The organism is Flagellimonas sp., from assembly GCF_965601775.1.
Lineage (GTDB): Bacteria > Bacteroidota > Bacteroidia > Flavobacteriales > Flavobacteriaceae > Flagellimonas.
The window spans coordinates 423,443-442,460 of sequence record NZ_OZ271837.1; the positions used below are offsets into that span (position 1 = coordinate 423,443).

Below are 19,018 nucleotides of genomic sequence, written 5' to 3' on the forward strand. Positions count from 1 at the left end.
CTTAATAAATTTTTATTGGCTAGGGTCCACAGCCGCATAATTGCACTCTGGCCCTTGGCATATTTTGTAATTATCGTAAAGTGCGTCTTGGCCTGTCTCAACATCCCAATACGGGCCTATTTTTGGTGTTATAACGCCTGTGATTTCCCCACCACCCCTTTCATACCTATAGGCTGTTGTTCCTGTATGGTCCACGACCAAAGACCCATTTATCCAAACCTGAAAAACCCCGTCCCTTCTAGGGTCAAATCCCATTGCTTCAGTCAAGGCAGAAGTGTCCGGTCCAGTATAGGCCGCCCCAAAGCCGCCGGAATAATGTATCACAAAATCAATCCATTCACCCGTGGAAACCCCTGGAATTGTAACAGAAGAAGTATTTGAACCTGCGCCGCCCGTAGGCAGCACATCAACGTCGTTTATATCGTCAGGAACACTGATGAAAAAATTTGATCCATTGTCACGAATGGATATCGCATTCACCGTCCTGCTTCCACCAGAGGCCAAATACCTGTTTTGCAGCCATATTCTGGAACCACCCATAAACTGATTGACATAAATAGACCCCCCTATCCAGTGTTCCGCCATGGAAACGGCATCATCAGTGCCCACCTCGTTACGGCTTGGGTCACCGTTGTACGGACCTAACCAAATTGCCCTTCCAACTCCTCCCCTTCCACTGGAAGAGGGCGCCCCTACATCGTCTGTCGTCCTAGGGTCTCCATGGTCAACCTCCCAAAATCCCGCAGGAGGGTTTACTCCGTTTGCCCCCCATTGGTCTGTCTCAAAATCTGTATCAAAGGTTATTACAGGACCCAGCAAAACTTCAGTGATGACTACGTTATCAATCTCAAATTCATCGCCTACATCCCCACCAAAGTTTATGTCATTGCCGGCCGAACTCTCTGAACCACCGTTGAATTGGAAACTGTAGTTCTGAAAATTACTTGTAACGGGTTGGTTAAACTCTATAGTGAAACGCTGTGAAACTTGAAGATTTCCATTGCCGACAGTTTGCCTTGCATCAAAACTTAGATTGTAAACACTGTTCTGCCACTTGGTTGCATACTCTATGTTTGTTTGTGACAATGACCACCTATCAAAATCAGCGCCTAGGTTTCCATTGCCAACAACAGTGCCAACTCCTCCGCTGATTGAACTTCCATTTAACAAATTCCATTCATCTGCATTTGTAAAATCTCCATTTAAAATTAAATTGGTTGGGCCAGCCGCGCTTGGGAGGTTAACTATAGGTCTTTGGCTATTGCTAATCCTACTGACACCCCCACCTAAAGAGGATGTTCCAGGCATTCTTACGATGGTTTGCCCATTGACTATAACACTGAAGAATATTGATATAAAAAAGATTAGTATTCTCATCTGTTTCCACAATTTGTACCGTTATTGTCACAATCATAAATTGCCTGTGCCTGGGCAAGTGTCTTACCTGAGGGATAAAACTTAAGTGCTGCCATATAGCCGACATATTCCTCGCCACCTTCTTGGAAAGCACCTATCCGCATACCGGCAAGAGCGGGTGTCCCAAGGGTAATTCCCGTTGATTCCGTGTTTACTATTCCATTTACATAAGTTGTTGCTGTTGTTCCGTTTACGGTAAACACTACATGATACCAAGTGTCCAGTGCCCCAAAATTGGTGGTGTTCGTTGTATGCCTTCCCACATCGTCACCATTGTTCGACCACCTGTTTGTAAGACTATTGGCACTGGTCCCGGAAATGGCGACATAGTACCAATTGCTGTTACCGTTTACACCCCTTCCATGTTCCACCATTTCCTGCCATGATGCGGTCCAGCTGCCCGTTTTCCGCATCCAAAGAGCAATGGTAAAGTTTGTTACCGAAAAATCGGAGCTAGCTGCCAGATCAAAGAAAAAAGAACCATTGAAAACCCCAGCTTGTGGGTAGATGGCATTAGGTCCGGTCGTATAGGTAATTGTTCCGTTTATGTTTGTGGCCGGATGGTTGCCCGTCGTCTCATTTAGGTTTCCCTGGAAAAGAAATTCATAGACCCCGTCAAATGGAGAAGGTGTTGATGCTTGTTGGTAAGCATAACTGTTTATGACAGTTTGCGAACAACAAAACCCACTTATCAAAAAAACTATGTAAAGATATTTTTTCATTATGAACGGGTTCCAATTAATGATACAATTACGCCTTGACCTCCTGTTGGAACAGCATCAAAATCAATTGTTATTTCAGCATCGTCGGCTAAAGCTGAATCCGATATTACCGCTGCAGTTGTTGCTGATTCAGATGTTTTTTCAGTTGCATCGGTTGTGAGTTTTGTGCTTAAAACGGTAGTCCCACCTTCATTGATATCCACGGTCAATCCGGTTGCAGTCCCAGCAGTCAACAATGAAACCCTTACATCTATTAGGGTCATTGCATAGGGCATTCTAAAGTAAGCCTTAGTTGTACCTGTGGTCACATCTGTTGTTAGGTCTGAACATGCAATTTGGATAACTTCCGGTTGGGCTGAATCGGTTGGAAATTCCAAAGCCAATGTTCCAACAGGCGGTGTTGATAATCCATTAAGATATGCAGTGTCCCCAACCCTTATATCAAAATTAGTTTCGCCTGTTTGGGATTGAAGGGATGCAATTCCACTACCAGCTTCATCCCTAACCTCTTGAATTGCGGACTGTACATCTGTAGATGATATTGAGCCATTTGGTGTGAACGGAACTTCTGAGGCAGTTTGGTCATCCGTAATATTGTAATTGGTCTTAAGCTGCGATTCTGATAGATATGTCAATATGCCCGTTACATCCGAAGCTAGACCTATAACCTGTCCATTTGAACCTACATTGTTCATCCTTAAAGCCTCATCCCCAACAAGGTTGGCTATGTCGGATTCTTCAAAAGCCAATAATGTTTTTACCTCCGATATTGACAAATCTTGCGGTGAAGCAGGAGAAGCTGAAGCATTTCCCTTTATCGTAGAGGCGGGCATTGTGGATAGTTTTGAATTGTCCACCGCACCATTTACAATTTTTCCTGTGCTCACTGCAAAATCATCTATCTTAGGCCCATTTACAGAATTGATTGCCAAATCATCAGCACCTATGGTGCCATCAAGAATATCCGCACTTATTATTGTATTGTTAAGAATTTTGGCCGAAGTCACTATATCATCCTCTATACCATCAATCAATCCATCATCATCAGCATCATAAGTGGATTTGAGCATGTCGCCCGAACCGGTTCCGGTCGCGTTTATAACATAGGGGTTACCGCTTGAACCATCTCCGGTCACCGTAACGTTGGTCCCTGCGGTGACGAACTGTCTATAGAAGGTGTCTCCATAGAGCTTGGTCAATAGGGACGTATCACCGACCGCATCTATTTCTGAGTTCGAATAACCCGCTATGGAGGCGCGGTTATCCGTGAAATAGGCCGTGACGGCATCAGCGGAATTTCCCGCCATTATGCGCACATAGGGAGTGGAGCCTACGGGACCGCTTTCACCGACCCCCAAAAAGTTGGAGGATGAGCTCTGAATTGCGAAGAGACCAAAGTCTCCAAAATTTACATTACCCCCGGAAAAAACAAAAAAACCATCATCAAGGGAATCGATCTTGCCATCGGCATCCGTATCATAAATGGATTGCAGCATATCCCCAGATCCATTGCCCGCATTTGCCTGGAACCATCCCTTTGTTATCATCGAGGTATCGCCGGCTGCATCTATTTCCGCATTGGACAGACCTGAAAGCCCTGCATAGTTGTCTGTCAGGTAAATGATCACCCCATCACTTCCTTGGCCACCCCCCATGCGAGCATAGGGTGTGGAACCAACAGGCCCGGATGTACCCACCTCCAAAAAGGTCTGTGGAGTGGTGTTCAATAAAAAGGATGTGGTATTTTTTGAGCCGGTAAAGATTGATGAAGTAATCTGATCGGCATAGTTCACAAAACTTCCGCTTTGTTTGATATACAGGTTTTGGTCGGTCCCAAAATAAACGGAACCGTTTCCCCAAGTGGAACTTGTGGGCGCTGCGGCCCGTTCCCTCAATTGTATCACATTGAACTTTTCTCCACTCTGTCCATAGCCGGCCACCGATACCAACACCAGGGCCAATAAAAATCTAATCGTTGCTTTCATCTCTGATTATTCCGGTTTTAATTATTCCTTTTCTGTCCTTCAGCACCACCTGGGTCCCGTTACGTTCGCTGCGGACCATGTTCCTGCTCCTTAATATGAGCCAGAAGTTGAGCCCAAGGCTGATCGCCAATCCTATTGAAATGATTGTTTCCATTATCTGTTTATATCATCGATTATCATAAATTTTGCCTCATTGTCTATGTCAGTTGGCCATACAAACGGATCTGAGGAATCCACCGGCTCAGTGGTCGAAAGGACTATTCCCTCCACCCATCGGGTCTTTGACCCGATGTTTTCCCAGCCCTCCAGTCTGTCATCGACCAGAAACTTGTCGAAATGCAGATTGTTTGGATCATGTGATCTCCTTGATACCAGAACATCGTTCAACACAAAGGCCCTGCTGTGCAATTCCTTCATGTTCTCATTGGTCTTCCCTGCCCAGGTACGGGCATCGTCCCCATTTCCATCATTCGGTGTGCTTCTATTGATTTCTTGATATCCCATATCTGAGCTTTTTTAAATTATTGTACTATCAGCTGTAAAGACCGTGCTGTCAGCCGTGAAAGTTTCCAGTGCACCGTCGGCACGGTACCTTGTGCTGTCCGCTGTGATGGTCGTCATATCCGCGCGCATTACCATTGCGCTGTCAATCAAATCCGCCTGGTTGATATTGTTCTTCCCTTTTGCCCGGAGAATATTGCCGAGCCCCAATCTGTGCCTTATGCTTGCCATGTCGGATAATCATAATGTGCCTCCCTGCCAACAGGGTAGCCGTTGAACGTTCCGGCCCCGTTCTGGACCTCTATGTTTGTTATCTCGTATTGTGATTTGAAATCAAGTTGGTTGTTCACAAGTCCGTTCAATTGGGCAAAGGCGGTTATCTCAAATCTCACATCGTCACCCTTGAAAAAGCCGAACTCAAAATCACCCTCGATCTTTTTTATTGACCGGTTCTCAGAGACCGTATTCTGTATTATCTGTATCCCATTTTTGAACACCACAAAAACACAGGTAATGGTGTAGGCCGCTCCCGGTGGTATCTGCAGGATCTCCACATTGAAGTCCCCCTTTATGGTTATGGCCACATCATCCGCAAGGGCAGGGGTAACTCCAAGGTCTGAACTGGTGAAACCAAAGGCCTCCCCATTGATGGGATTGTCCCTGGTATTGAGCGTATCGGTGAGTGAAATGGAATAGGACTGCTCCTCCAATATGGTCACCTCGTCGGATGCGGTCGCCCCATCATCGTCCATTACTGTCACTCTAAGGGTGACCGGGAGCTGTGATAGGTTTGTAAGGCCATCGACCTGGGGAAATACTTTTGGTTTAAGCGTATCGGCACCTACCAGGAAAACCCCGGAACCAGCTACGACCTCCCAGCTTACCGATGCTATGAAACCGTCAGGATCAAAGGCAATAGCCTCCAATTGAACACCATCTATACCAATGAAGTCCACACTTTGGTCCTCACCTGCGTTTACAAGCGGTTCACTATTACCGGCACCCAGTTGACTGTCCTGGTTCTCGTAGACCGCACGGGCCATGACCACCGAGCTCCTGCCCGTGTCCACGTTCCACTCCACTGAGGTCAAAAACCAAAGCTTGGGCGTTTCATAGATAAAGCTGATGATATCGTTTATCTTAAAGGCTGACTCTGACACCCCTTCGAAAAGCTCATAGGGCGCAAGGAACATCCTTCGTATTATTTTGGAGGCAGCTTCACCGTAACGGTCCGTTTCCACCTGGTAAATCGTGTCGGACCATTCTTCCCAGTAGGTACGGTCCTCAGTTATATCGGCATAACGGAACCTTCGGACCTCCAACGTTCCGGAGGTGATCGAGGCAGGCGCCTCAACTGCCATTTCCTCACTTTCAAATAGATTGTAGTGCACCACCAATCCATCAACCTTTTCACCGCTATTGTAAACAGCATCGATGTTATCGGCCACCAGGTTCGCATCAAAAAGGGAGAAGACCAGATAATTTTTACCCAGAAAGGTCCGGCTGTATAGGATCGTTACGGTAATGGAATTGGACTCGGTTCCCCTTTCATTGAGCTTTTGCAACCTAAAGGCCTTACTGAAGCCACTTGCATCATCCGCAAACCCAAGGTCAAGCTCGCGCTCTATGCTGTAATCATCTGCAATGGTATCCACAAACTCTTCCTTTTCCTGAAAGCCAACGTTCTCCAGCTTCATTTCCTCGATGTGTATGTACTGGGGAAATGTCCCATCCTCAAGGGTACCGTCAAAAAATGGCCTGGTAACCCTCAGGTCCAATAGGCCCTGTTCGGAAATGAACAGGTCGAACTTGAATTCCAGGGTATCGGATTCGAAATTCCTTATCGTCTCATAGAGCACTCCACCGTTCAACAGAAAGGTGAGCTTTACCCCATTGGTTATTATACTGGCATCACTGAGCCTTGCGGAAACGGGCGACTTGAAAACGGCGGTAAAAATGAGCCGCTGGGACCGTTTAACATATATCTTTCTGAGCAGGGAAATGTACTGCGGGGTGTTGAAGTTGACCCCGGCCAATACAGGTAGGCATACTTCATAATCGGGGGCCACCGCCTTGGGATAATAATCGCTGTGACCGAACCAATGTGTGGGCAATATCTCACCGTTGGCACCCTGGCCAATGGCCCATCCATCATTCTCCTCAATTGCTATAGTATCAGGAAAGCCCTGGTCCATACGATCATGTGAGACCGTAACATTTTTGTACGGTGGGACTATCCCCACTCGTGGCTGACCCAAGGGGTTCAGTTTCTTTATCAGTTTGGACTTTGTGGCCACACCGGTAAATGCGCCATCTACAGCGTATCTGTTAAAATTGACAACGGTTCTATGCCTGTGGTTGATGCCTTCCACATACCAGGCATTGTCCGATTGGTATACCAAACAGAGCATGTCACCGGCAAGGCGCTCCAAAATCTCATAGGCGGTCATACGGTCACCACTGTCCAGAAAATCGGTCCCTTGGACATAGATGGCGTCGTACCGGTCCCGGTTACGGTTCTTGATGGCCGGAGCAATGTAATAGGGAAGCTGCAGACCTGTAAGCGCAAAGACCAGGGAATATATCTCGGTAACGGAGGTTTCCTTTTCGGTATAGAAATCATCCGGAAGATATTTGCCCTTCAACCTGCCAAGGCCATCGGTCGCCTCCAGTTGGACATAGAAGGTATTGTTGGTATAGGGCTCGTCATAGCTTTCAGGCAAAAGAAAGCCTGTCCAGATTGTGGTATCGCTCTCCGTCTCGTAGAACCGGACCTGGTATTGTGTCTCACCTGCAGTGAAGAGGTGGGAGAACATGGCATCCTTGTATTTTGAAATATGGGCCTCAAGCGTAAAGAAAAGACTGCTACCCATGATGACCTGTTCGTCCTTGGAATCGTTCCCGTTCCATTTTAGGGAAATGGAATTGAACTCCGCATATTCATTGGCTACCACATGGTCATCGGAATTATTATCTATTATGTCAATAGTATACTGCCCCATTACGTCCTCCTCCCTTGTTTTTTGTTGGCCCTTTCGCTCACTATCCGAAGCTGGTCACCGGTTATCTCAGCTCCCTGGATGATGACGATAGGTTCATTGGTCAGTGCTGCAGCCAGGTTCTTTTGTTGGGCTACATTCAAGATAAGCTCCCCACTGTTGACACCCGCCAATAACCTGTCACCTGAAAAAGAGTTTCCGCCCACAATTCCACCGGTATTGAAATTACCGGCAAACTGTCCTGCCACCCCCTTCAACAGCTGGGCCAAAGCGACAAGCCCCACACCTGCAGCGATTGCCGTAAATGGATTGTTGAAACTGAGTTTCAAGGCCTCCATGGTAAGACCTATCTGGATTGCGGAACGCCCCAATTGTTCAGCAATGTTGGCCATGGTATTAAGTAGAAGGGCCCCGATATCCCCAAGACCGGCACTTCCAGATGCAATGGCCCCAATGATGGACCCGAATCCAACCAAAAAGTTTTCCGCACTGGCGGTCAATATTTCTTTAGTGTTTTCCTGGAAGTTTAAAAGTCTACTCTGGAAATCCACTAATTTTTCATTCGCACCTTCAGTATCGACCGCATCCAATATCGGCGCATCCAGTCCGATGAGCCTGGCACTGATGCCACGAACCTCCACTTGGACTTTTTCCAGTTCCGGGGTTCCAGGTCCCGTTCCTCGTTGTAGGCCCTGTTGGATTCCCTGAGTCACCGCTCCCGATACCTTTTCCGTTACCTCGTCGGTATTGATATTTTGGGATAGCAGTTTGTATTCTCTTCCACTGAGGGCACGTTCTACACCTGCAGATATATTCTCGGTGATTTCACCCCTTAGGACATCAAAATCCTTACGGGCGTTTTCGATGAATTTCTTGAAATTTTTGTTGGAGGCAGCAAAGTTCCGTGCCAACAGTACCGGTATCTCCTCAATGTTGCCGGTTAGTACTGCCTTTACGATGTCACCAAGGTCAATAAACGCTGTCTTTATGTTGTCGGCAAGTGTGGTAATGATATCGCCCAGCACACCAAAAACGAATGTCCCTGTGTCATAGATGTTTTCGAACCCACTACGTATGCCCTCCACACCGATACGGAAAATCTCACTTTCATTATATAGGTCAATGAAATAGTTTGCGATATCGACCAGGATTCCCCGGATGGGCTCCCAGTTCTTTACAATAATCACACCGATTGCGGTAAGGCCAGCTACTATAAGACCTATGGGCCCGGTCAAAAGTGTAAGCCCGGTACCTATGGCGGGAAGTATGGTCCCGGCCAGTGCCAACAATGGACCTATTGCGGCGGCTATACCCCCGAATATGACCAAGAAACGTTTGGTTGCCGGTGATAGGTCCTGGAACCGTTGCACCAATTGCCTTGCCAGATCCAGGACCGGGTTCAGGCCCTCCAAAATTATCTCCCCGAATTCCTCGGTAATATCACCCAAAACGTTGCGCAACTGGGTAAATGGTCCCAGACCTGCACGTGCTGCAGCCGCGGCACTGCCCCCGTACTGTCTTTCGAGCTCGTCAAGGATGATGTTTTGCGCTTCAGCTGCCTTACCGGTGGCAACAAGGGAATTGATTAGGTCCTTTTGGTCCTTAGAAAATTGTATTCCGGAACGGCTTAGGGCGGATAGGTTCGCAACTGGGTCATTGAGTGCCTTTCCTAATTGTATGGCCGCACTTTTCAAATCACCATCGAGTCGGGTGGCCAAATCAAGTGCCGCCTGTTGGGTACGCTCAAACTGTTCGTTGCTTATGCCAGTAAACGTTAATAACTGGGCGGTGACGTTCCTTAGGATGTTCTCGTCACCAAAAAGACTGTTGTTCTGGAGCTCTGCAGCCTGTTTTTTAAGTTCCTCCGTTGTGAAGCCCACAGCGTTGCCGGTGGAACGGATTCCCTGTTCGACCTGGGCGATGGCCTTGGCCTGTTCATCAAAGTTCTTGACAGCTGCAGCACCAAGGGCGAGTAGGGGAGCGGTTATCCCGACAGTAAGACCGGCACCGATACGTTGGTACTTTCTTCCCAGGGAGTTAAGGTCCCTTTGGGCATTCTGCAGTTTGCTGCTGAATTGCCTGAGGTCGGCATCGAACCGGATGGATATGTCTGCAAATGTGGCCCTTCAGCTTCTTTTTTTTGTTTTGTAACGGGAGTAGGACTCGAACCTACGACCTCTGGCAAAGGAAGCCAGCGAGCTACCAAACTGCTCCATCCCGTGGTTTACCAGGCATCTATTTTCGCCCAGCCTTCATTTCTTTCCTTTCTTAATCTTTCCGCTTTTTCCTGGGTTGTTTCCTTGATTTGCTCAATCACCTCCTCATCCCATGGAAGCGGCACCAAACTAAGCGGTGTAATACTGTCCTTGTCCTCCTCTGACACGTATGGCATGACGGAATAATAAACCTGTATCCTCATCATTTCCCATGCATCCTTTTGCGACTTCCGGAAACCTTTTAACTTATTGTAGAGGGAACGCAAGGTTATCTTTTTGAGCTCAATCACCGTCATTCCCATTTCACCAAGCGCTATTTCCTCAAGCTCATCCCAGGTCAGGCCTTTGCCCTTGTCGTCCTCCGATTTGTGGCCTGCCTTTTTTCCGGTATCTTTTTTTTTGACTCTTTTGGTTTTGGCATTTGATCAACAAAGGCCTCCACTACGGGAATCAGCATTTCCGGCTCGGAGAACAAAAGATCTACAATATGTTTTGGTTTTACACCATGGTCCAAATCTGGGTCAGCATTCTCAATCCCACTGATCACCAGATAACCGAGGCAGTCCAACATTTTAAAAGAGAGTTTTTTTCCTTTTTGTTCCTTATCGGAAAGACCGGATAAAAGTTGCTGGATTATTGCAACGGTACCATCGTAGGTATCATCATTGAGATACTTACCAAGCAGTTTTACGGAACCGTACCCAAATTCCAAAGGATATGGGGTCCCGTTCAATTCAATGTTCAAAGCCTTATCCATTACGCCCCTGGTGCAGTTGTGGCCTTGTCAACCTTGCTTAGGTCTCCTGTACCGGTTATGGTCATGGAAATTGTAGTGTCCTCCGAAAAGTTGGCGACCATGTCCAACTGCGTAAGGATTCCATCACCCTGATAATAAAATTGGTAGTCCGCTTCAGAAGGAACGAACTCCACATGGATCAAAGTCTCGGTGTCATCGTTCCAATAATCCACCAAATCCTGGAATTGGTGCCCATCGTTTCCATCACCGGCATATACCCCAAGACCGTTATAGGAGGCGGTCCAGGATTTCGTCCCTTTTGTGCTGGCTCCAGCAGCGCTGTCCTTTGTACCGGCGCGCTGCGTGGTTTCACGGCTCAACGAAAGCGTGCAGCTGCTCGCGTCGAAAATCACTTTGTTGTCCAATCTCAACCTGAGATTGCCACTGATATTTTTTTCATTTGCCATTTTATCTTAGTTTAAAGTTTATGTTCACTTCCACAAAGGCCTCTTTGTCATCCTCTTCATTGAATCCGGATGTACCGCCTTGATAGTAACTGTTGACCAAAGTGTTCAGCTCAAATGCATCCTTGACCAGTTCCGAGATTTCAGCCGCCTTGGTAATGCTCTTTGCAAAGCAGTATAGCTTTATTATAAAATCCCTATTCGTTTTCGAAGTAGGGATGTTCTCCTGGACCCTAAAAATGACACTGGGCCCTTTTCCCCCGCGTTTGCCCACTTCCCAATATGCCCTACCTTCGATTTCATCCTGAAGGGGAGTGTGCCCACTTAAAATTGTACTTACGGTATCAGCTGCTATCTTCATTGTACCAAGCTCAGTTTGTCAATCTTTCCTTGAATGTACCTGGCCATCGCTATTTCCGATGATTTGGCAATCGTTCCCCGGACATTTACAAGGGTCCGGTCCCTTGCACCTGGGACCACGGTCGTGAGACCTTGACGGCTTCCCCGTCTTGTGCTCCCTGGGCGGTCACCTTTTTTAATGATCATAAAGCGGTAATAGGCATCGTTCCTCCCACGCTTTCCAGGTGCGACCACAATCGCTGGGTTTCCCCGGCTCCTTCGCCTTGGTACCGTTTTGGCACCAACGCTGCGGCGTGTGGTCCCGCCCGCATCCGGCAATTGGTTCCTGTATTCAACTATTGCCGGTCGGGCCTGTTTTCTCAAAAGGCCCAGGACCTCGCGCCGTTTGGCACTGTCGTCCAATTTTTTCAACTTTTCATTGAGCTCAGTAAAGCCCGTTACCCTTGTCAGGTCAACTGTCGCCACGCTTTCTGCAGTTTAGTTCCATGTACCTTTTCCGGCTGTCCAATAGTTTGATGGGTCCGAATACATACCAATCCCCATCAAAGTCCCTTACGAAAAGGGTGGATGCCTTTAATGCAATCGTGGCATCGAACCGCATGGTAAAGGTCCTTACCCCGGTGGCCACTATCCTGCCATCCATTTCCTCCGCTCCATTTGAATCCGTACGTTTTACGAACCTGGTACCAAGTGTCGTTTCCGTATCTGTAAGTTCTCCGGAGGAATTAATGGATTCCGTATTTTCAAAGAACTCCACTTTGGCGTTCATTTCCCCTGCAGTCGGCAACTTCATTCGTACAATTTATATGGCCTTAAGGCCGCTTGGAACATTCGGTTATAACTGGTAGGAACATCTTCCCGGAACAATTCCTTGTGCGAGAACCGCATGAGAACCGCGGATTTTACCGCATTGGGAATCTCATTTGTTTCATACCCAGCCTCGACACTTATCTTTATGGCAAAATGTGTATCCGCATCCAGTGCAAGGCCCACATCATTAAAACGGATATAGTGCCTGCCCTCCATTGAAAAGAGCTCATATTCCGATGTTGCCAAAGTCTGTTCAGTTCCACTGCCATCCCGATAGGTAACACTTGTTATTGCGGTCACTGGATAAACTGGAAACTGGAACGTTTCTGGCCAGTTTGCCAGTTCAACATTCAACTGCCTTTTTTTAAGGGGCGTACCCAAATAGTTTTCAGCGTCTTCAATGGAAGCATCCAACAAAATATTTAAAAGATCGTCCTGGTCGTTTTGGTCGGATGGAATATTGCTGTTCATTTTGGCAGTGGCCAATGTCACCACCGTCACGGAACCGACCAGATTTCCGTACACAACATTGTATTCCATATTCTTTATACTTTTTCGGCGTAGCCGTTTGCAATAAGCTCTTTGGCCTGTGTCTCTGGAAGTTCCTTTTCTTGCCCAACGCTATAGGGCAATAAAAATTTTCCCGTGGGTCCCTTGGTAAACTTGACCTTAATTGTCTTTTCTTGGTTTTCCAAATTTGCTTCCCTAATCACACTCTTGAGCTCTTCCACGGTAAGGTCCTTTCCATCCTTTTGGATTTCCAGTCCTAAATCTTTGGCTTCCTTTTGAAGTTCATCTTTAGTTTTTGACATGATTTTTTGAATTAAGAATTAAGAAGGGCCGCCGATTCGACGGCCCTTGAAACAACTATTTATACATGATTACAAAGAAATATCTGACCTATGCAGCGTTAAGGAACGCATTCTTGGCAAATGCAGCTGGGTTCGCAATTTGCATGTCCGCATGGGTGTTAAGAACCAATCTTACGCTATCAGCAAGATCTGCACTGTAAGGGTTTACAGTAACATTTATTGATCCCCACTGCCCGATAACCATCTGCGAGAAATCACCAAAAATCAAAGGCTCTACCGGAGTACCGCCATCATCCAAGGTTGGTACCTGGCTTGTACTTATCATTTGATAGCCATCAATCATATTTCCCTCTGCAAGGAAACGACCAGAACCGGCATCTTTCGCGACTGTCTTTAGTTTGGCCTTCAAGGTTGGGTTCAACAAGTAACCGATGCTTTGGTCCGTTGCATTTGCCTGTTCAATTAGTTTCTGGAGCTCTACAATATCGGCCCAAGTTGGTGCTTTTGCCGCAACTACACTTGAGGCATTCACATTTGCAAGGCTCAATAATCCTGTTGGAGCTACACCACCAGCACCATTTATACAAGCTGCGTGCAACAATTGCACAAAACCGTTTCTAAGACCATTGGCCACTCTGTTCTCTACGCGCACAGAGGATTGGATAATTAACTGATTGGAAATATCAACCGCACCACCTGCACGTTTTGGAGCCAACGTTGGCCCAGCGTATTCCTTTTTTTGAGGCGTGATGTTAGCACCTTCAGCCACAAACGTCATAGCAAAATCATTGTCCACTAAAAGAGGGATATTACCACCTACAAGGCCATCCCAAAAGGTTGCACCCAATCTTTCAAAGGCCAATACCGGTCTTAACGGGTCCACCATCCTAGGAGCTTGGTTTTGAACAAGCGCACCACCATAGGCTCCGGAATCTTGGGTAACTGTTTGCTGGGTGGCCCTTTCAGCAACCAAATAACGTAACGGAACACTCAAAGTATTCGCTTTGAGACTTTTGGATTTTCCTGAGACCTTAATGTCAGCGCTGCGGTTTTCCTCAAGACCGATTTCGTGCATTTCCTTTTCTGCCCCGTCGAGTTCTTCATCCATTACTGGATTGACCCCACGAATGGCCTTAAGGATACTTGCCCTGCCAAAAACCCGTTCCTTTTCTTTTTTTGTGCCATCATCTTGTTTATCTGGGACAGGGTTTGACCTCATACGTGCAGCCAACTCAATATTTTCCTCGTTCGCCTCAGCGGTTCTTAGTTCAGATTTCAATGCTTTGATTTCATCATTGAGTTCCCAGAATTGTTTGTCCTCCTCTGTGGTCAACGCACGGGTTTCTCCATTTTCAAGTTTTGCGCCTTCTGAAATTGCCCCTTGAGCTTCAAGTTTGGCATGAAGGTCCTGTCTGATCTGTGTAGACTTTCTCATTTTTCAATTAAGTTTTTGTTATACATATATTGAGCTTCATACCCGCTCAAGGTTCCTTTTTCTTCATCGGTTTGGGTACCGTCATTATCTTGGATAGCCGAACGGATGGCCTCCATGGCCTGGTTGCTCCGGCTTAGTGCTTCTGGGTTGCTGGGGATTGTCACTATGGACCATGCAATGAGCTCTTGATCCTCGAAATAGAGAACTTCTTCATCTTCTCCTTTATTTTTGTCCCCATAGCGCGCCTCATAGATTGCGGCACGTATGGACGCCCCCCTTAGGGTCCCCTTCTTTGCCTTGCGATATATTTTATCGGCTTTCTCGTTACGGTCACCATCGGGTTCATTGTCCTCAAAGAAGGCACGGGCTATCATCTTTCCACCTTCAAAACGGATTTCAGCGGTACCGATCACAGAATCTGGGTCCGAACTGTAGTCATCATGGTTAAAGGTTACAACTGGATTGGCGTTGTAGCGAGCCATTCTCCACTTGTCAGATTTAAAGACCGTTTTGTAACTATCAACGGCCTCGCTTGAAAGGACGAAATCAATGGAACGTTTTTCCTCATCCACGCTCAATACTTCAATGCCAATTGCCCGGTTAACTTCCTTATTTACCTTCATCGTTTAGTTGTTTTTCAATTTGTTTTTGGTTCAAAAGGTTGGCCATCTGCATATACTCATCACCTTCACCATAAGGGTTCATGTCCTCCTCTTTTCTTACTTCGTTTGGTGACATGGCTCCAATAAGTACCATGTTCCTATAGTAGTTGGATCTGGACTCTGGGTCCACTTCCAATATTTTTTTGTAGTCAAACTTTGCGTAGTATCCCCTTTCCAGTTCCTTTTCGGTAAGCAGTTTTCTCTCTATTTCCTGGATAAAGGAGTCTGTCAAGGGCTGGATGGTGGCCTTGTAATATTCAAGGTCCATTTGGACCATAAAATTGTACCCTCCCTCTCCGGAAACGTGCAATTTGTGAAGTGGGATGTTGAGCCATCTAGCGATGTCACCTACACCCGATGCCTTGGTCTCTATGAACATGGCCTCCTGTGGTGTAAGGGAAATGGGCTTGTATTTCATTCCCTCGTCGAGAACACTTACCCGGTTCTTTCGGCCGGTATTGAGGTTGTACTCAAAAATCTTTTTCAAGGTCTTTTTTGCCTCTGGCTTCAAGCCAGAAGTATCTGTCTCGATTACACCGTAGGTTATGGCCCGGTCATCATAGGCCTCCACCGCAAATGCATCCGCGCTCAGGCTCATGGCCATATTCTCAGCGGCGTATTGAATAACACTGACCCCAACTTTTCCATTGAAACCGAAACCGGGTACATGGAAAACCTCGTCCGCAAACAGGTATTTTTTTTCACCGGGAACCTTATAGAACAACATATTATCATGCTCATAGACAGTAACATCTTCCGGGGAAAGTAACCTAAGTTCCAAGATTCTGCCGGCACCGTTCCTAATTATCCTGGCATACCCATTGCCCTTTACCAGGACACAGGCGGCAAAGGCCTTCCAAAAGGAAAACGCCGTCATACATGCATTTGCAGAGCGATAGATAATCTTCGTTATGGGATGGTCCATTAAAGCCTTCCTGTTGTCGCCCTCTTTTGTGTAGATGATCTTTGGGAGTATGGCGATGCTCTCGCTAATGTTCTTAATACCACAGAAGAATGCTGAAATCTTAAGGCTGCCATGGGCGGTAATGGTCTTTTTGGACTGTGTGACAGCTGAACCAAAACCAAAGAAATTCCCCAGGCCATTGTTTGCAATAAAACGCTTTTGCGGGGACATCAATGTAGCTAATGTACTGTTGAACAAATTCATATAAAGACCCGGTTTTGGACTTGCATACGAATGTATCGGGTTAAAATGGGAGGATTATGGAACTTTGTTCCGCTAGTTGTTATGTGGAAGTGTTAAATTTTTCTTCGCATAGTTGATAGTGAGCAACAATCCCATACCCAATTCCACCAGAATGAGCAACAATAATAGGGCCTGACGTGCCCAATGGTTGGTAAGCCATTCCCAAGAAAATAGCCAGCTGGTCAAAAAACAGGTAAAAAAGGTCCCAAGAAAAAGGGAAATGATAATTAATGTATGTCTCATTTTGAAAGTAGGTGCGTGTTTTTGTTGTAGAGTTTTCTAAAACTATCATAGTCACTGTACCGGTATTCACCGAACAGGTCAAAGTATTTTTCATTGACATATATAAAGCATTCCACTTGGGTCCGGTGCTCTTTCAGGTTTTCAAAATAATATTGGAAAAAACCAAGACGTGTTGCAAGCCTTCTCATCAGTTTTACCTGCTCGTTCGCCTGTTCAAATTCGGACCTCCAAAATTCCACATCAGTTTTCCCCATTCTCCTGCAGTTTTAGATATTGCTCAAAATCGAAATCATTGTACTTGCTCTCTGGCTGTTCCTCATCGGTAAGGCTCTCACCAAGGGCCATGATGGCCGCAACAATTCCATCTATACGTTTTACCCCTGCATGGCTTTGGCCCTTATGGACCTTTATGTTTTCATTGGCATCCCTATAGATTACACATCCAGCAAGCATCCATGTCATTATTGGGTTACCATCATGTTTTATCTTTCCCTCGTAGACCAGCTTTTCAAATTGTTTTGTTGGATAGCTTATGTTGGTAATGGCCTGGCTAAAGTAGCTGCATTCAAGCCCCTCCTCAGTTAGGTTGTTGACCATCTGGCTCGCGTTCCATTTGTCAAAACCGTTCCTAATGACATTCAAGTTTTCGTTTTTCTGAACTATCAATCTTTCAACTTCCTTGTAGTCCACGGTATTGCCCTTGGTGGCTATCAGAAAACCTTCATCTCTCCATGCCCGATATGGTACACGGTCCTCCTTGCTTCGGTGTTCAATAGTGTCGTTTGGGCAGAAAAAAAAGGGAAGTAAGTACCTCACCTCATTCTCATCCGGTTCGCTCAAAAAAACAACTGCAGTAATGTCTGTTGTTGTTGAAAGGTCCACAGCTCCATAGCACCCGTATTCTTTGAATTTTGATAGCTGTATTTCAGTGACCTTGTTCCTGCTCCAAATTTCTTTTGGAATCCAAACGGTCGGGGCATCCACCCACATATTTAGGTGTTTTGTCTTAAAGTTCGGGGCCTTACTGGGTTGGTTCTTAGCTTTGGTGTATTCACCGATAAGAAAATCCATGAATACTGATTTACCTAGATTGGGATTTGCTTTTATCCAATTTTCTCGGTCTTCCCAATCATCACCTTCATCTAAGTCGTGAATAAGTATTAATGTACTATCATCTTGCTTTTTTCCTGTCAAGATTTCAATGCATACTTCCTCATAAGCCTTACATACACTTGATAGATTGAACCCTGCAGTCGTAAGAATGTATAGGATTGGCTGCTTTCTGTTCCCCATACCAGATTCCAAAACCTCACGGACATCATCAGTTGCATGGGCATGGTACTCATCTATTATTCCGATACTAGGTTTGAGTCCGTCCAAGTTGCGCGCTTCCTTGCTTACAGCTTTGAACTTTCCCAAAGTCCTGGGAAAGCGTATTTCTGACTGGGTTGTTGTAAATCCAATTTGTTGCAGGCCTGATGAAGTACGGATGTAATGCTCGGCCTGTTCCCAAATTATTTTTGCCTGGTCCCTTGTAGTGGCCCCAACATAAATTTCCGGACCTGATTCACCATCAAAGCTTTGGCAGTAAAGTCCAAGGCCGGCACCGGTTGCAGATTTTCCATTTTTTCTGGCCACTTTATCATACACCGTCCTTATCAGCCTTACCAATTCCCCGTGCTCGTTGATTTTTTTTAGTCCAAACAATTGGTAAAGTCCAAACTGTTGATGGGGCATCAGATGGAAAGGCTTACCAGCCAAAGGGCCGCTAGTGTGTTTTAGAAAAGTAGGGTAGAAGTCTATGGCGTGCATACCGTTTGCATGGTCAAAGAAATAGTCATTGTTTCCCTCCATTAAGTTCAAGAACCTTTCTGCGGCTAAGACCATTTTTCTTCCAGTAACCAATTTTCCATTGGCCACTTGCAAGGCATAGTTGAATGGAATTGATGTCTGTATTTCTTTGGTAATCTTCAACTTTTCTTTTTGTCTAGGAATTCTTGAAACAAAGATTTTTGCCCTGGGTCAACAAATACCTTTTTTAATTTCCGCTCACTTTGGGGATCCATGCCAAAGGCGGATATATTGTCGCGCATAGCTTTTTCTGCATCCCTTTTCAAAACGAGTTCGGTGGAAATATTGGTCGCTCCAGATGTGTATTCCTGGATATATCCAGAACCGGATTTTTCCTTGTTCTTTTTTTGGATGGCCTTTACTGCAAATTCCCATTGGGCACAGTTGGTTGCTAGCATATTCAGAGTAACCAAATGGGTTTCTTTGAGCAATTTTTCTTTGATCAAAATCTTTCCCAATTCTTTATAGTATCTCTTTGAAACAGAGTCCAAAAAGGACTTGGGATTTGGCAGTTCACTAAGCTTGTCTGTTCCTGAATTTATACCTACTACTTTCATAACCTATTGCTTTGCATACCCCCCCCTCCAAAAACAATCCAC

22 protein-coding genes and 1 tRNA gene are annotated in these 19,018 nt (G+C 46.0%); all 23 read right to left on the reverse strand.

Translation table 11 applies throughout. The annotated features are described in order from the left end of the window. Window positions 1-12 precede the first annotated feature (12 nt). A complete protein-coding gene (locus ACSLUF_RS02000; RefSeq protein WP_435624466.1) occupies window positions 13-1,377 on the reverse strand; it encodes a hypothetical protein in 1,365 nt (454 codons plus the stop codon). Continuing rightward, window positions 1,374-2,138, reverse strand: coding sequence for a LamG-like jellyroll fold domain-containing protein (locus ACSLUF_RS02005; RefSeq protein ID WP_435624467.1), 765 nt, complete (start codon window positions 2,136-2,138; stop codon window positions 1,374-1,376). Before ACSLUF_RS02005 ends, ACSLUF_RS02000 begins: the two co-directional genes overlap by 4 nt. Beyond that, window positions 2,138-4,123: a hypothetical protein gene (locus ACSLUF_RS02010; RefSeq protein WP_435624468.1), complete on the reverse strand. Its 1,986-nt coding sequence runs from the start codon at window positions 4,121-4,123 to the stop codon at window positions 2,138-2,140. The genes ACSLUF_RS02005 and ACSLUF_RS02010 overlap by 1 nt, the downstream gene beginning before the upstream one ends. Before the next feature lie 153 nt (window positions 4,124-4,276). Then, window positions 4,277-4,627, reverse strand: a complete 351-nt coding sequence (locus ACSLUF_RS02015; RefSeq protein ID WP_435624469.1) for a hypothetical protein — start codon at window positions 4,625-4,627, stop codon at window positions 4,277-4,279. Between the two features lie 12 nt (window positions 4,628-4,639). Beyond that, window positions 4,640-4,777 carry a hypothetical protein gene (locus ACSLUF_RS02020; RefSeq protein ID WP_435624470.1) on the reverse strand — a complete coding sequence of 46 codons (138 nt, stop codon included), beginning with the start codon at window positions 4,775-4,777 and terminating at the stop codon, window positions 4,640-4,642. 65 nt (window positions 4,778-4,842) lie between these two features. Continuing rightward, window positions 4,843-7,626: a hypothetical protein gene (locus tag ACSLUF_RS02025; RefSeq protein WP_435624471.1), complete on the reverse strand. Its 2,784-nt coding sequence runs from the start codon at window positions 7,624-7,626 to the stop codon at window positions 4,843-4,845. After that, a complete protein-coding gene (locus ACSLUF_RS02030) occupies window positions 7,626-9,731 on the reverse strand; it encodes a phage tail length tape measure family protein (RefSeq protein WP_435625860.1) in 2,106 nt (701 codons plus the stop codon). The genes ACSLUF_RS02025 and ACSLUF_RS02030 overlap by 1 nt, the downstream gene beginning before the upstream one ends. Window positions 9,732-9,771: 40 nt before the next feature. Beyond that, a tRNA-Arg gene (locus ACSLUF_RS02035) sits at window positions 9,772-9,845 on the reverse strand. 2 nt (window positions 9,846-9,847) lie between these two features. Beyond that, complete coding sequence (locus tag ACSLUF_RS02040) at window positions 9,848-10,141, reverse strand: hypothetical protein (RefSeq protein ID WP_435624472.1); 294 nt, start codon at window positions 10,139-10,141, stop codon at window positions 9,848-9,850. A gap of 35 nt (window positions 10,142-10,176) precedes the next feature. Continuing rightward, window positions 10,177-10,596: a hypothetical protein gene (locus ACSLUF_RS02045; protein ID WP_435624473.1), complete on the reverse strand. Its 420-nt coding sequence runs from the start codon at window positions 10,594-10,596 to the stop codon at window positions 10,177-10,179. Beyond that, complete coding sequence (locus ACSLUF_RS02050; protein WP_435624474.1) at window positions 10,596-11,042, reverse strand: hypothetical protein; 447 nt, start codon at window positions 11,040-11,042, stop codon at window positions 10,596-10,598. Before ACSLUF_RS02050 ends, ACSLUF_RS02045 begins: the two co-directional genes overlap by 1 nt. A 1-nt stretch (window position 11,043) precedes the next feature. Further along, window positions 11,044-11,400: a hypothetical protein gene (locus ACSLUF_RS02055; protein ID WP_435624475.1), complete on the reverse strand. Its 357-nt coding sequence runs from the start codon at window positions 11,398-11,400 to the stop codon at window positions 11,044-11,046. Beyond that, complete coding sequence (locus ACSLUF_RS02060; RefSeq protein WP_435624476.1) at window positions 11,397-11,864, reverse strand: hypothetical protein; 468 nt, start codon at window positions 11,862-11,864, stop codon at window positions 11,397-11,399. The genes ACSLUF_RS02055 and ACSLUF_RS02060 overlap by 4 nt, the downstream gene beginning before the upstream one ends. Beyond that, window positions 11,851-12,192, reverse strand: coding sequence for a phage head completion protein (locus ACSLUF_RS02065; protein ID WP_435624477.1), 342 nt, complete (start codon window positions 12,190-12,192; stop codon window positions 11,851-11,853). Before ACSLUF_RS02065 ends, ACSLUF_RS02060 begins: the two co-directional genes overlap by 14 nt. Next, window positions 12,189-12,749 carry a head-tail connector protein gene (locus ACSLUF_RS02070; RefSeq protein WP_435624478.1) on the reverse strand — a complete coding sequence of 187 codons (561 nt, stop codon included), beginning with the start codon at window positions 12,747-12,749 and terminating at the stop codon, window positions 12,189-12,191. The genes ACSLUF_RS02065 and ACSLUF_RS02070 overlap by 4 nt, the downstream gene beginning before the upstream one ends. A gap of 5 nt (window positions 12,750-12,754) precedes the next feature. Further along, window positions 12,755-13,021, reverse strand: a complete 267-nt coding sequence (locus ACSLUF_RS02075) for a hypothetical protein (protein WP_435624479.1) — start codon at window positions 13,019-13,021, stop codon at window positions 12,755-12,757. A gap of 88 nt (window positions 13,022-13,109) precedes the next feature. After that, a complete protein-coding gene (locus ACSLUF_RS02080; protein WP_435624480.1) occupies window positions 13,110-14,456 on the reverse strand; it encodes a phage major capsid protein in 1,347 nt (448 codons plus the stop codon). Then, window positions 14,453-15,079, reverse strand: coding sequence for a hypothetical protein (locus ACSLUF_RS02085; RefSeq protein ID WP_435624481.1), 627 nt, complete (start codon window positions 15,077-15,079; stop codon window positions 14,453-14,455). Before ACSLUF_RS02085 ends, ACSLUF_RS02080 begins: the two co-directional genes overlap by 4 nt. Then, window positions 15,066-16,286: a phage portal protein gene (locus tag ACSLUF_RS02090; RefSeq protein WP_435624482.1), complete on the reverse strand. Its 1,221-nt coding sequence runs from the start codon at window positions 16,284-16,286 to the stop codon at window positions 15,066-15,068. Before ACSLUF_RS02090 ends, ACSLUF_RS02085 begins: the two co-directional genes overlap by 14 nt. A 72-nt stretch (window positions 16,287-16,358) precedes the next feature. Beyond that, complete coding sequence (locus ACSLUF_RS02095) at window positions 16,359-16,568, reverse strand: hypothetical protein (RefSeq protein ID WP_435624483.1); 210 nt, start codon at window positions 16,566-16,568, stop codon at window positions 16,359-16,361. Next, complete coding sequence (locus ACSLUF_RS02100; protein ID WP_435624484.1) at window positions 16,565-16,822, reverse strand: hypothetical protein; 258 nt, start codon at window positions 16,820-16,822, stop codon at window positions 16,565-16,567. The genes ACSLUF_RS02095 and ACSLUF_RS02100 overlap by 4 nt, the downstream gene beginning before the upstream one ends. Beyond that, window positions 16,809-18,542 (reverse strand): terminase large subunit, encoded by a 1,734-nt coding sequence (locus tag ACSLUF_RS02105; RefSeq protein ID WP_435624485.1) that lies wholly within the window; start codon window positions 18,540-18,542, stop codon window positions 16,809-16,811. The genes ACSLUF_RS02100 and ACSLUF_RS02105 overlap by 14 nt, the downstream gene beginning before the upstream one ends. Continuing rightward, entirely contained in the window at window positions 18,539-18,976 is a 438-nt protein-coding gene (locus tag ACSLUF_RS02110; RefSeq protein ID WP_435624486.1) for a P27 family phage terminase small subunit, read from the reverse strand. The genes ACSLUF_RS02105 and ACSLUF_RS02110 overlap by 4 nt, the downstream gene beginning before the upstream one ends. Window positions 18,977-19,018 lie beyond the last annotated feature (42 nt).